Raw genomic sequence first — 13,596 nt, forward strand, 5'->3', positions numbered from 1 at the left:
CAGTAGAAGCTTACTTACGCGATTGGCGTCAGTTGGTCGATTGGCCAACGTGGGCGCGCTTCCACAGCCATGTCCGACACTTCGCCATTCTTCAGGCGCTGCATTCCAGCGTAGGCGATCATCGCACCGTTGTCGGTACAGAATTCCGTACGTGGGTAGTAAACTTCACCACCGACTTTCTTCGCCAGCTTCTCAAGTTCAGCACGCAGACGACGGTTAGCACTTACACCACCCGCAATCACAATACGCTTCATGCCAGTTTGTTCTAGAGCACGCTTACATTTGATTACCAGTGTCGCACACACAGCTTCTTCAAATGCTAAAGCGATATCTGCACGTGTTTGCTCGTCATCACCGTTTGCCGCAATGGTATTAGCAGTAAAAGTCTTGAGACCAGAAAAGCTCATGTCCAAACCTGGCACGTTGGTCATTGGGCGTGGAAACTTAAAGCGACCCGGAGTGCCTTTTTCTGCCAGTTTAGACAGTAGTGGACCACCAGGGTAATCCAAGCCCATTAACTTCGCGGTTTTATCAAACGCTTCACCCGCTGCATCATCAATCGACTCGCCTAGGATTTTGTACTCGCCGATGCCTTTCACTTCCACCATCATTGAGTGACCGCCCGATACCAATACCGCAACAAACGGGAATGGTGGTGGATTGTCTTCTAGCATAGGTGCCAGTAGGTGACCTTCCATATGGTGAACAGGCACTGCAGGAACACCCCAAGCGTAAGCAATACTACGACCAATCGTTGCACCAACGAGCAAGGCACCAACAAGACCAGGCCCAGCGGTGTACGCAACGCCATCAATGTCTTTAGGTGTCAGATTTGCTTCCTTTAGCGCCTCTTTAATAAGAGGAATAGTTTTCTTAACATGGTCACGTGAAGCCAACTCAGGCACCACGCCACCGTAATCCGCGTGAAGTTTTACTTGGCTGTAAAGCTGGTGTGATAGCAGACCTTTTTCATCGTCATAAATCGCGATGCCAGTCTCGTCACATGAGGTTTCAATACCGATAATGCGCATGGTTTTCTCAGTGGGCTTTCTGTATAGAGGAAATTTGGGCGTCATATTACCTTGCCTTGGTGCTTCAAACAAATTTTGTACAGACAATAAGCGATAAAAGGCTTTACAAAGCTTATGTGATCGGATTAAAATTCCGCACCATTTTTGATCAAGCTGGTAATAGACCAAATAATTGTGATTTGGTTTACTGAAATCCAGCGTTAACGAATAACCCCTGAGGTGAAAGGCATATGCCAGTAGTTAAAGTACGTGAAAACGAACCGTTCGACGTTGCTCTACGTCGTTTCAAGCGCTCTTGCGAAAAAGCAGGTATCCTTTCTGAAGTGCGTCGTCGTGAGCACTACGAAAAACCAACTACAGTTCGCAAACGCGCTAAAGCAGCAGCTCAAAAGCGTCACGCTAAGAAGCTAGCTCGCGAAAACGCTCGTCGCGTTCGCCTGTACTAATAACTGAGCTCCGGAAAGGAATTTAGTTATGGCTCTGATTGAACAACTCAAAGAAGAGCAAAAATTAGCGATGAAAGCCAAGGACAAATTGCGCCTTGGTACTATTCGTTTAGCCTTATCAGCAATTAAGCAACGTGAAGTTGACGAACAGATCACTCTGAACGACGACGACATTCTTGCTGTGTTGACCAAAATGGTTAAACAACGTCGCGACTCTGTTACGCAGTTTGAAGCAGCAAATCGTCAAGATCTTGCTGATGCTGAACGAGCAGAAATTACGGTTCTTGAGGATTTTATGCCTCAACCACTGACAGATGAAGAAGTAGCAGCTCTTATCGAGAACGCGATTACTGAATCTGGTGCAGCTGGCATGCAAGACATGGGCAAAGTAATGGGCGTTCTGAAGCCGCAAATTCAAGGGCGTGCAGATATGGGTAAAGTGAGCGGTTTAGTTCGCGCTAAATTGGCTTAACACCCCACCCAATTGCAGCAAGCCGTGCTATCCTTTGGAACGCACGGCTTGTTTGTATCTGAATGAATGGAATAACGCACGGTCGTATGCATGCTTTTCTCCATAACTCATTCACACCAATCATGATTTTTCTTTTTTGTTAGGTTTTATGGCTGGACACATCCCACGCAGTTTTATTGATGACCTCCTAGCTCGACTTGATATTGTCGACATCATTGACGCGCGCGTGAAACTTAAGAAAAAAGGTAAAAATTACGGCGCTTGCTGCCCTTTCCATAACGAAAAGACCCCTTCATTCAGTGTCAGCCAAGAAAAGCAGTTCTATCACTGTTTTGGTTGTGGCGTGCATGGCAATGCCATCGACTTCATTATGGAGTTCGAGCGCTTAGAGTTTGTCGAAGCTATTGAAGAACTGGCGTCTTACCTCGGGTTAGATGTTCCTCGCGAACAACGCAGCGGTGGTGGCGGTCAGTTTCAATCAGGACCACAAGCCAGCAGCAGCGAAAAACGTAGCCTTTACGATTTAATGGGCAGTATTTCTCAGTTTTATCGTAATCAACTCAAGCTACCAGCAAGCAAAGTTGCCATTGAATACCTAAAAGATCGTGGATTATCTGGCGAAATCGTCCAGAAGTTTGGCATCGGCTATGTGGCCGATGAATGGGACTTAGTCCGTAAGAACTTCGGCCAGAACAAAGATAACCAAGACATGCTAGTTACAGGCGGCATGTTGATTGAAAACGAAAAAGGTAACCGTTACGACCGCTTCCGTGGCCGTATTATGTTCCCAATTCGAGATCGACGAGGCCGAGTGATTGGTTTTGGTGGTCGTGTATTGGGCGACGGCACCCCGAAATACCTCAACTCACCGGAAACGCCAATCTTCCATAAAGGTAAAGAGCTATACGGCCTTTATGAAGTCTTACAGGCATATCGTGAACCACCACGAATTTTGGTGGTTGAAGGGTATATGGATGTTGTCGCGTTAGCGCAATATGGCGTAGATTACTCTGTCGCTTCATTGGGCACGTCAACGACTGGCGACCACATTCAAATGCTGTTTCGTCAGACCAACACCGTTGTGTGTTGTTACGATGGCGACCGCGCAGGTAAAGAGGCCGCTTGGCGCGCGCTGGAAAACGCACTTCAATACCTGAAAACAGGTAACACATTGAAGTTCTTGTTCTTACCTGATGGCGAAGACCCGGACAGCTACGTTCGTAAATACGGCAAACAAGCCTTCGAACAACAAATCGAACAAGCGACACCGCTTTCGAGCTATCTGTTTGATAACCTAATTGAATTGCACCAAATCAACTTGGGCAATAATGAAGGTAAGTCGGCACTGCGTGCCTACGCAAGTGCACTTATCGACAAGATACCTGATCCCTACTTTCAGGAGTTACTCGAAAAGCTGCTTGATGAACGCACTGGTTTTGATAACCGCTTACGTCAACCACGTAAGAAGAGCAATGAAACTCGACCTCAGCCGCACAAAGAGATCAAACGAACTCCGATGCGCGAGGTTATCGCTCTACTTATTCAAAATCCGAGCTATGCTCAAATGGTACCGGATCTTTCCTCAGTGAGAGATTTATCCATACCAGGCCTAAGTTTATTTGTTGATGTACTTGATAAATGTCAGGCACATCCCCATATCAACACAGGCCAATTATTAGAGCATTGGCGAAATAGCCAAAATGAGACCCTTCTGTCTCGTCTGGCGAGCTGGGATATTCCGCTCGTAGAAGACAACCTTGAAGAAATATTTTTAGACTCACTGGACAAAATAATTGCCCAGTGCGTAGAAAAGCAAATTGAAAACCTGCAGGCCAAAGCAAGAAGTGTCGGTTTATCAGCCGAAGAGAAAAGGGAGCTGCTAGCTTTAATGCTAGATTTAAAAGCGTAACCCTGATTAATTAGTCAGCAACAATTAAATTTGCTATAGTAAGTGGTTTGCATTTCGCATACTGATTCCTTCACCAGATTACGAAGTTGGATACCGTCTATGGATCAAAATCCGCAGTCACAGCTAAAGTTACTTGTTATTAAAGGCAAGGAACAAGGCTATCTGACCTACGCCGAAGTAAATGACCACCTACCTGCTGAAATCGTAGATTCAGAACAGGTAGAAGACATCATTCAGATGATCAACGATATGGGTATCAAAGTAGTTGAAACTGCTCCTGATGCCGATGATCTAGCACTGAACGATGACACAAACATTACCGATGAAGATGCTGCCGAAGCCGCAGCCGCTGCACTTTCTAGCGTAGAAAGTGAAATTGGTCGTACAACAGACCCAGTGCGCATGTACATGCGTGAAATGGGTACTGTAGAGCTACTGACTCGCGAAGGCGAAATCGACATCGCAAAACGTATTGAAGAAGGTATTAACCAAGTTCAATCGTCTGTTGCTGAATACCCTGGCACTATCCCATACATTCTTGAGCAGTTTGACAAAGTTCAAGCAGAAGAACTTCGTCTAACTGACCTTATCTCTGGATTTGTTGACCCTGACGCAGATGACACTGCTGCTCCAACAGCAACGCACATCGGCTCTGAATTGTCTGAATCTCAACTAGAAGAAGAAGACGAAGAAGACGCAGAAGAAGATGAAGAGAGTGATGACGATTCAGATGATTCTGAAGAAGATGTAGGTATTGACCCAGAGCTAGCGCTTGAGAAATTCAACCAGCTACGCAGCACGTACCAAAACCTTCAGCTTGCGATCAACGAACACGGCTACGAAAGCCCGAAAGCAACCGTTGCAAACGAATTGATGCTAGACGTATTCAGAGAATTCCGTCTAACACCAAAACAGTTCGATCACCTCGTGAACGAGCTTCGTACTGCGATGGATCGCGTTCGTACTCAAGAACGTTTGATCATGAAGTCAGCGGTTGAATACGGCAAAATGCCGAAGAAATCATTCATCGCGCTATTTACAGGTAATGAATCAAGCGAAGCTTGGCTAGATGAGATTCTTTCATCTGATAAGCCTTACGCTGAAAAAATCAAACGTAGCGAAGAAGAGATCCGTCGTTCAATCATGAAGCTAAAAATGATTGAAGAAGAGACTTCTCTAAACGTTCAAAACATTAAAGACATCAGCCGTCGTATGTCTATCGGTGAAGCAAAAGCTCGCCGAGCGAAGAAAGAGATGGTTGAAGCGAACTTACGTCTAGTGATTTCTATCGCGAAGAAATACACCAACCGTGGTTTACAGTTCTTGGATCTAATCCAAGAAGGTAACATCGGCCTGATGAAAGCGGTAGATAAGTTCGAATACCGTCGTGGTTACAAGTTCTCGACTTACGCAACGTGGTGGATCCGTCAGGCTATCACTCGTTCAATCGCGGACCAAGCACGTACGATTCGTATTCCGGTACACATGATCGAAACGATCAACAAGCTAAACCGTATCTCTCGTCAAATGCTACAAGAGATGGGTCGTGAGCCGCTACCGGAAGAACTGGCAGAGCGCATGCAAATGCCAGAAGACAAGATTCGTAAAGTACTGAAAATCGCTAAAGAGCCAATCTCTATGGAGACACCAATCGGTGACGACGAAGATTCGCATCTAGGTGATTTCATCGAAGATACAACGCTAGAACTGCCGTTAGATTCAGCAACTGCGACAAGCCTGAAAATGGCGACAAAAGACGTACTTGCAGGTCTAACACCACGTGAAGCAAAAGTTCTTCGTATGCGCTTTGGTATCGACATGAACACTGACCACACTCTAGAAGAAGTAGGTAAGCAGTTCGACGTTACTCGTGAACGTATCCGTCAGATTGAAGCGAAAGCACTACGTAAACTGCGTCACCCAAGCCGCTCAGAAACTCTGCGCAGCTTCCTAGACGAGTAATCGAAGCGATTAAAAGCAAAAAAGGTGACCGAGTGTCACCTTTTTTATTATCGGTGAAGCTAAGTGAATAAAAACTAAGCGCAATTGCCCTACCTAGTGGCTAGACACCTTGCAACGCTTCCCCTATAATCGTTGACCTATTAAGGCCCCTTAGCTCAGTGGTTAGAGCAGTCGACTCATAATCGATTGGTCCCCAGTTCAAGTCTGGGAGGGGCCACCAAATTTCGAAAAGCTCGTAGAGAAATCTACGAGCTTTTTTGTTTTTGGAAACGCGCTTCATTTAAGCCACTAAGCTTATTAGTTTTACGAACGTTCTAGCTCGCACCTTGAGGCTTGATACTCTTGTGTTGCAGAGACTAAGTCTGGGCGATTGATCGCTCTCCACAGAAAATAAGGGGGGATCAAGAACGCGACAAAATAAAACGATTCATGGAAAAACAATTGAGCCGTATCTTCTTGATGTTCACAAAACGCCACCAAGGCACATAAATCCAACAACACACTCAATGCACCGAACACCACAGAAACCACAATTGCTAAACCAAGCAATTCTCTGAGGTAATGTTTGTAAGCCATTCTAGCAATTCCTTCTAGCGAATAAGTGCGGTCAAAATTACGCCTCTAAACCCCTATCTGAATTGACTTTTATCAACTTCACGGCCGAACAAATAAGAACTTAGTTTTATAAAAGATCACTTGCACAAATAAGAAAAAGAGCGGCAACTAGAATGCAATTGATTGAGCATTAAAAAAACCAATCGAATGACTGGCTTTTACTTTTTTATTCAGTGGATAGTAAGACGTAGAGTTAATCGGACAAGTAATATTGAACGGTTGAAACAACGCGTACTTTTTTAATATAAGGCGTGTTGCTATCACGATCGTAAATGGAGAACTGACCTTGCGTCGCACGCTTGATTTTACCAAGCGAGCTTTGTGAATCTTTCGCGAACTTCTCTGCCACTTCACGAGCGTTCTTAGTCGCTTCTTCAATCATGTCTGGCTTGATGTCATTAAGCTTAGTAAAACTGTATTCAATGCGATTTGCATAAGGATCTTGGTTAAGCAAAACGCCCTGTTTGCCTAGCTCACCGATTTCATTGATAGCCGCTCTAACGACATCAATGTTCTGGCTGTAGACCGTCACCGTTCGATTGGCTAAGTAACGATACTCAATGTCCTGTTCGTTACCATATTGCTGTGCTTTACGGTCTGTTACGGCTGGAGAGGATAACGAGAAGTTGGATTCATCCAGTCCCTTTGCTGCGAGAAAATCGAGTACTAGCTTCGTCTGTTGATCAATCTCATCAAACATCGTCGGCATGTCATTACTCGCTACGGTAAACTGAATCGGCCAAATCACCGTATCCGCGGGGTACTCACGTTCAGATAGCCCTTTTACGGTAACCACACGCTCGTAAGCTTTGTACTTAATCGCCGTCTGTTGGATAAAAAAACCCAGGACACCAAGACCAATGATCAGGCTTAACCCCAGCCATACTGACGACTTATTGGTAATTCGCTCCATTCATACTCCTAATTTCGCTCAATCAATCAATTTGTTATGTCGATAAGATAGTCTAGTTATGGCAATAAAATAGCGACCGGAAGCTAAATTTGTGTCATATCGCTCGAAATGATGAGCTCGATAACATAAAATCGAACAGTGTTTTATTTTTGAGTTTATCACTATGTTGAAAACAAAATTAATATTGCTCTGTGGACTGCTGATCTCCAGCTTTTGTGTCAGTGCCAACGAGTTTGCACCTGAAGAATCATTAGCTGAAGAGCAAGTCACTAATGAAAACACCATTGAAGAAAATGCACAGGCTTGTTCAGAAGAATCGTGCAAGGGCAAAGGTTTTGATGGACGCATACTGCTAGAAAACGAACCCACTAAGCAGGTGCTGAGCTCTCTAGAAAGCCTGGGTGAAACACTCAACTCTCTTAGTATCCTCATGTTTGCTGGTGATAAAGCTTAAACTTCCCAATACCACCTTCATTATGCTTCGCCTTTGGTCAACAAAGCTTCACCACTTTGTCACCAAAGGCTCATGCTTTTGCCTCTGAACTGTCATCTGTAATTTCTACTATCCAATCAGCAACTTATACGCTGAGGTAAATATGGATAGTTCAACCCCTTTTCGTCTCCCCCGTAAAACGCCTTTTGGTATTGGTGAAAACGTTGCTGAATGGGCAACCGGTTTAAACCAGCTGGATAAGTTCTACGCTCAACGCCCCGTCAATGCCGATACCAAAGCCTTTCTCCGCTTTACGCTGGATATCTTAGGCATCGACTATCGTATCTCCCATGGCTCACTCGACTCAGTTCCAAAACAAGGTGCTACCGTTATTGTGGCGAACCACCCGCTTGGTTGTGTGGAAGGCGTGATCTTGGCTGAACTCTTGTTGATGGTACGAGACGATATCCAAATCTTAGCCAATCAATACCTCAAAACCGTGCCAGAGTTAGATCAGCTCTTCATTGGCGTCGATGTGTTTGAAGGCAAAGACGCCATGAAATCGAACATGAAAGCACTCAGAGCAGCCAACAAACATTTGGCGAAGGGCGGCTTGTTGCTTGTCTTTCCTGCCGGTGAAGTGTCCCAGTTAGTCGATGCCAAACAGCAACGCTTGGAAGACAAAGAGTGGAGCCGAAGCGTGAGCAGTCTGATCCGAAAGAATAAAGCGACGACGGTTCCGATATTCATCAGTGGTCAAAACTCGAAACGCTTCTATATGGCAGGAAAAATCCATCCACTTTTGCGTACCCTAATGCTCGGACGAGAGCTACTGAACAAACATGCGCAAACCATCGACTTATCCTTTGGCCAAGCGATTAAATTTAAAGAGCTAAATACACTTAGCGATGATCAAGTGGTGAACTATTTGCGGCTCAACACTTACTTGCTCAATCGTGAAACCCAATCAGTGAAGCCTTCTTCTTCATCAGAACAGCTCTCTCCAATAGCGGCAGGGTTACCTGTAGGCGAATTGCTTGGAGAGCTGAACAACTTACCAAAAGCGGCCAAGCTGTTAACAAGTGGTGAGTTCGACGTCTACTGTACGGAGTCGCAGAATATCCCTTCCCTACTGCATGAAATTGGTCGCCTACGTGAGCTCAATTTTCGACAAGTTGGCGAAGGAACGGGGCTAGCAATAGACATTGACCATTTCGATCATGATTATCTGCATCTGTTTGTGTGGGACAGAGAAAACCAATGCTTGGTGGGCGCGTATCGCTTAGGTCTGGTTGATCAGTTGATTGAAAAGTGCGGCGTAGCAGGTCTGTATTCACGAACATTGTTTAACTATGACCAACGTTTTATAGACCAGATGGGCAAATCCATTGAGATGGGACGCTCAGTGATTGCGCTGCAATATCAAAAGAGCATGAGCGCGCTGCTGCTGCTGTGGAAAGGCATCGCAACGTTCGTACATCAAAACCCAGATTACACACACCTATTTGGTCCGGTGAGCATTAGCAACGACTACAGCGATACTGCACGCCAACTGCTTGCCCAATCAATGACACTGCACCACTACGACAACAACTGCGCAGAGTACGTCACGCCTTCTAACCCACTTCCTGAGCACCACCGTGACTGGAACACCGGCATGCTTACCGCTCTGGGGGACTTACAGCTATTATCACGCGTTATTGCCAGAATTGATGAAGGGAAAGGTGTACCCGTTTTGCTGCGTCAGTATTTAAGCCTCAATGGCAAGCTGGTGTGCTTCAACGTAGATCCTGCGTTCAATAATGCTCTAGATGGGTTGATCATGGTGGACTTACGCGATGTAGAAGAGAAAACGCTAGCAAGGTATATGGGACGCGAGCAAGCTCATGAGTACCTCACCTACCATACTAATAGCTGCCATAAGTAAGAGCAGTAAGTAAGAAGAGAGTTGTGAATCAATAAAAAGCCGAATAGCGACTCTCTTTTATTTTTCTATCAATTAGATAAGAACACTTCGTGAAGTGCGCCGAAAAGACTCGTATAGACACACTCTATCAGAAAGGTCGCAATGACATTGATCACATCAATCCCGTCACAAACTTTCATAAAACACCAAAGCGGACTTAGATCACACTTCACACCCAGACCAAATCGACACAAAATGCGACATTGATCGTCACTGGTATTTAATTTGAATTTCAAAAGAAATCAAAGGTGATCAAAGTCACAAAGTATTTTAACTTTAAATTTGTCAGAAGGTCGAATTGATCACTAAGATTTTTATTGACAGATTTGAAAGTGGCTTTTTGTTATTAAGTTACAAGTTAATAAGTTGAACTTGGTCACTTAAAAACCGTTTCTCAGCCTAAGAAATGCGGGCGTAGATCACGAAAAACCCGTTGTCAGTTCCAATTGGAAAATGTGTGGTAAATTGATTGGGTACTAAGCAATCAAACAAACGGTTTTGGCGAACCGTTTACTACAACAAGATTCATCAGAACATCGAACGGGGAATTGTTATGATATCACCAGATGCCAAGATCAAGATACAAAATTTTGGTCGTTTTCTGTCAAACATGGTAATGCCAAACATCGGCGCGTTTATCGCGTGGGGCTTTATCACTGCTCTATTTATCCCAACTGGATGGCTACCAAACGAAACGCTAGCCTCTATGGTTGGCCCAATGATTACCTACTTGCTGCCACTACTTATCGGTTATACCGGTGGTAAATTAGTTGGTGGCGATCGTGGTGCGGTAGTCGGTGCAATCACAACAATGGGTGTGATTGTCGGCACAGACATCCCAATGTTTATGGGTGCAATGATGGTCGGCCCAATGGGCGGCTGGGCTATCAAGAAATTCGATAACTACATCGATGGTAAAGTAAAAAGTGGTTTCGAGATGTTGGTTAACAACTTCTCTGCGGGCATCATCGGCATGTTGTGTGCGATCCTTGCTTTCATCTTTATCGGCCCATTCGTAAAAATTCTTTCTGGTGGCTTGGCGGCAGGCGTTAACTTCCTAGTTTCTGCTCACCTACTACCACTGACTTCAATCTTCGTTGAACCAGCGAAGATCCTGTTCCTAAATAACGCGATCAACCACGGTATCTTCTCTCCACTAGGTATCCAACAAGCGTCTGAAACAGGTCAATCAATCTTCTTCCTAATTGAAGCAAACCCAGGTCCTGGTCTAGGTATCCTGCTGGCTTACATGGTGTTTGGTAAAGGTACGGCTCGTCAAACTGCAGGTGGTGCATCAATCATCCACTTCTTCGGCGGTATCCACGAGATTTACTTCCCATACATCCTAATGAACCCTCGCCTAATCCTTGCGGCTATCGCAGGTGGTATGACTGGCGTATTCGTTCTAACTATCTTTAACGCAGGTATCGTTTCTCCGGCATCACCAGGTTCAATCTTCGCAATCTTATTGATGACTCAGAAAGGTTCAATCGTTGGCGTGCTAGCGTCTATCGCAGCAGCAACAGGTGTGTCATTCACCGTAGCAGCACTACTCATGAAGACTCAAACTTCAACAGAAGAAGACGGTGATGAAGCTGCACTTGAGAAAGCAACATCACAAATGAAAGACATGAAATCTGCATCGAAAAACAATGCAGTGGTAAACAATGAAAGCAAAGGTGACGTAGACCTAGCGACAGTACAAAGCATCATTGTCGCTTGTGATGCGGGCATGGGCTCAAGCGCTATGGGTGCGAGCATGCTACGCAAAAAAGTTCAAGACGCAGGTCTGAACGTCCACGTAACCAACCTTGCTATCAACAGCTTACCAGAGAGTGCAGATATCGTGATTACTCATAAAGACTTAACGGATCGTGCACGTAAGCATGCTCCAAACGCACACCACATTTCACTGACTAACTTCCTAGATAGCGAAATGTACAACCAGTTAGTGACGAAACTACTGGCAGCACAAAACCAATCCGCAGCCAATGACGACCAGATGGTAAAAGTGTCAGTCATGGCGGCGAACGACGACAGCTTTGAGCCACAACAATCATCTGTATTCCAAATCCAGCGTGAGAACATTCACCTAGGTTTGAAAGCAACCAACAAAGAAGAAGCAATTCGCTTTGCAGGCAATAAATTGGTTGAACTTGGCTACGCAGAACCAGAATACGTAGACGCGATGTTTGAGCGTGAAGCGTTGGTTCCAACTTACCTAGGCGAATCTATCGCAGTACCTCACGGTACGGTAGAAGCGAAAGACCGCGTGAAGAAAACCGGCATTGTAATCTGCCAATACCCATCGGGTATCCAATTTACTGAAGACGACGATGATGTAGCGAAACTGGTTATCGGCATTGCCGCTAAGAACGATGAGCACATCCAGGTGATTACCACCATTACAAACGCGCTTGATGAGCCGGAGGCAATTGAGAAGCTAACCAGCACCAACGATGTAGAAGAGATTCTGAACATCCTTGGCGGCCAACAAGCGGCTTAATCACTCCCTTTAATTTGCTCCTGAGCAAACCGAGGTCAGCTGTCACCCCCTATGCGGTTGGCCTCACCCTAGATTCGTTTTAGTCAACATTTCAGACATTGGTAGGTAAGAATTATGAAAAACGCAGTTCATTTTGGCGCAGGTAACATTGGTCGTGGCTTCATCGGTAAACTATTAGCAGACGCAGAAGTCGAGGTGACCTTCGCAGACGTTGACGCTCCACTCGTCGACCAACTGAGTCACAAGCAAGAATACAAAGTAAAAGTGGTCGGTACTGAGTGCCAAATCGACACAGTAACTCACGTCACCGCGGTTAACTCAGCCAGTGAAGATGTCATCGACCGCATTGTAAAAACCGATTTGGTAACAACAGCAGTGGGCCCTAACGTACTGGACATCATTGCAAAAACCATCGCTACCGGCATTGCTAAACGCTTTGCAGCAGGTAACGATAAACCATTGAACATCATCGCGTGTGAAAACATGGTTCGTGGCACCACACACCTAAAAGGTGAGGTGTACAAACACTTAGATGAATCATTGCACGCAAAAGCAGACGAGTTGGTTGGCTTTGTCGATTCAGCGGTAGACCGTATCGTCCCACCAGCAGAAGCGGCGAACGACGATCCATTAGAAGTGACGGTAGAAAGCTTTAGCGAATGGATTGTGGATGAACAGCAATTCAAGGGCGAAATCCCTGACATCGCTGGCATGGAAAGAACCAACAACCTAATGGCATTCGTAGAACGCAAGCTGTTCACTCTCAATACTGGTCACTGCATTACCGCTTACCTAGGTTGTTTGAAAGGCCATCGCACCATTCGTGAAGCGATTGAAGACCCAAGCATTCATGCTGAAGTAAAACAGGCGATGCAAGAGAGTGGTGAAGTGCTGATTAAACGTTACGGCTTCGACCGTGACATGCACAACGCTTACATCGAGAAGATTCTGGGACGCTTTGCCAACCCATACTTAGTGGATGAGGTTGATCGCGTAGGTCGTCAACCAATTCGTAAATTAGGTGCAAACGATAGATTAGTGAAGCCTTTACTCGGTACAATTGAGTATGGCACTGAAAATAAAACACTTTTGAAAGGCATTGCCGCTGCGTTGAAGTACACTAACGACACTGATCCACAAGCTGTAGAGCTACAAAACTCATTAAAAGAAGTGGGAGTGAAGAAGACGCTAGCGACATACACAGGTCTTGCAGAAAACAGTGCTGAAGTGACTCAAATCGAGACACTTTACAACCAACTTTGATTTACCTAGGGGAGCTTGGCTCCCCTTCTATATCCATCTCCATGAAGAGTTGGAATAGCTAATAATTAGAAATGTATTCC

At 45.3% G+C, this 13,596-nt stretch carries 11 protein-coding genes and 1 tRNA gene; 9 read left to right on the forward strand and 3 right to left on the reverse strand.

The window, feature by feature from the left end:
* Positions 1-14: 14 nt before the first annotated feature.
* Positions 15-1,031, reverse strand: a complete 1,017-nt coding sequence (tsaD, locus tag C1S74_RS08940; RefSeq protein WP_038866177.1) for a tRNA (adenosine(37)-N6)-threonylcarbamoyltransferase complex transferase subunit TsaD — start codon at positions 1,029-1,031, stop codon at positions 15-17.
* A 230-nt stretch (positions 1,032-1,261) separates the two neighbouring features.
* On the opposite strand from tsaD, the gene rpsU reads away from it, so the two are divergent.
* The 5 genes from rpsU (at position 1,262) to C1S74_RS08965 (ending at position 6,040) form a co-directional block, all read left to right on the forward strand.
* On the forward strand, positions 1,262-1,477 hold the full coding sequence (gene rpsU, locus C1S74_RS08945; RefSeq protein WP_001145625.1) for a 30S ribosomal protein S21: 216 nt from the start codon (positions 1,262-1,264) through the stop codon (positions 1,475-1,477).
* A 28-nt stretch (positions 1,478-1,505) separates the two neighbouring features.
* Entirely contained in the window at positions 1,506-1,949 is a 444-nt protein-coding gene (locus C1S74_RS08950; protein ID WP_042605348.1) for a GatB/YqeY domain-containing protein, read from the forward strand.
* 148 nt (positions 1,950-2,097) lie between these two features.
* A complete protein-coding gene (dnaG, locus tag C1S74_RS08955) occupies positions 2,098-3,858 on the forward strand; it encodes a DNA primase (RefSeq protein ID WP_038878269.1) in 1,761 nt (586 codons plus the stop codon).
* Positions 3,859-3,957: 99 nt separating this feature from the next.
* Positions 3,958-5,820, forward strand: a complete 1,863-nt coding sequence (gene rpoD / locus C1S74_RS08960; protein WP_038866174.1) for an RNA polymerase sigma factor RpoD — start codon at positions 3,958-3,960, stop codon at positions 5,818-5,820.
* A gap of 144 nt (positions 5,821-5,964) precedes the next feature.
* Positions 5,965-6,040 (forward strand) — tRNA-Ile (locus C1S74_RS08965).
* An 83-nt stretch (positions 6,041-6,123) separates the two neighbouring features.
* Here the strand turns inward: C1S74_RS08965 and C1S74_RS08970 are convergent.
* Positions 6,124-6,396 carry a hypothetical protein gene (locus C1S74_RS08970; RefSeq protein ID WP_038866173.1) on the reverse strand — a complete coding sequence of 91 codons (273 nt, stop codon included), beginning with the start codon at positions 6,394-6,396 and terminating at the stop codon, positions 6,124-6,126.
* Positions 6,397-6,628: 232 nt separating this feature from the next.
* Complete coding sequence (locus C1S74_RS08975) at positions 6,629-7,348, reverse strand: SIMPL domain-containing protein (protein WP_038866172.1); 720 nt, start codon at positions 7,346-7,348, stop codon at positions 6,629-6,631.
* A 163-nt stretch (positions 7,349-7,511) separates the two neighbouring features.
* Between C1S74_RS08975 and C1S74_RS08980 the strand changes: the two genes are divergently transcribed.
* From C1S74_RS08980 to C1S74_RS08995, 4 genes are all read left to right on the forward strand, one after another.
* Entirely contained in the window at positions 7,512-7,802 is a 291-nt protein-coding gene (locus tag C1S74_RS08980) for a hypothetical protein (RefSeq protein WP_045400427.1), read from the forward strand.
* Positions 7,803-7,944: 142 nt separating this feature from the next.
* Entirely contained in the window at positions 7,945-9,708 is a 1,764-nt protein-coding gene (locus tag C1S74_RS08985) for a lysophospholipid acyltransferase family protein (RefSeq protein ID WP_045400430.1), read from the forward strand.
* Positions 9,709-10,300: 592 nt separating this feature from the next.
* A complete protein-coding gene (locus C1S74_RS08990) occupies positions 10,301-12,253 on the forward strand; it encodes a PTS mannitol transporter subunit IICBA (protein WP_045400432.1) in 1,953 nt (650 codons plus the stop codon).
* 114 nt (positions 12,254-12,367) lie between these two features.
* Complete coding sequence (locus C1S74_RS08995; RefSeq protein ID WP_042599767.1) at positions 12,368-13,516, forward strand: mannitol-1-phosphate 5-dehydrogenase; 1,149 nt, start codon at positions 12,368-12,370, stop codon at positions 13,514-13,516.
* Positions 13,517-13,596: the final 80 nt, after the last annotated feature.

It is taken from the genome of Vibrio hyugaensis, assembly GCF_002906655.1.
Taxonomy (GTDB): Bacteria; Pseudomonadota; Gammaproteobacteria; order Enterobacterales; family Vibrionaceae; genus Vibrio; species Vibrio hyugaensis.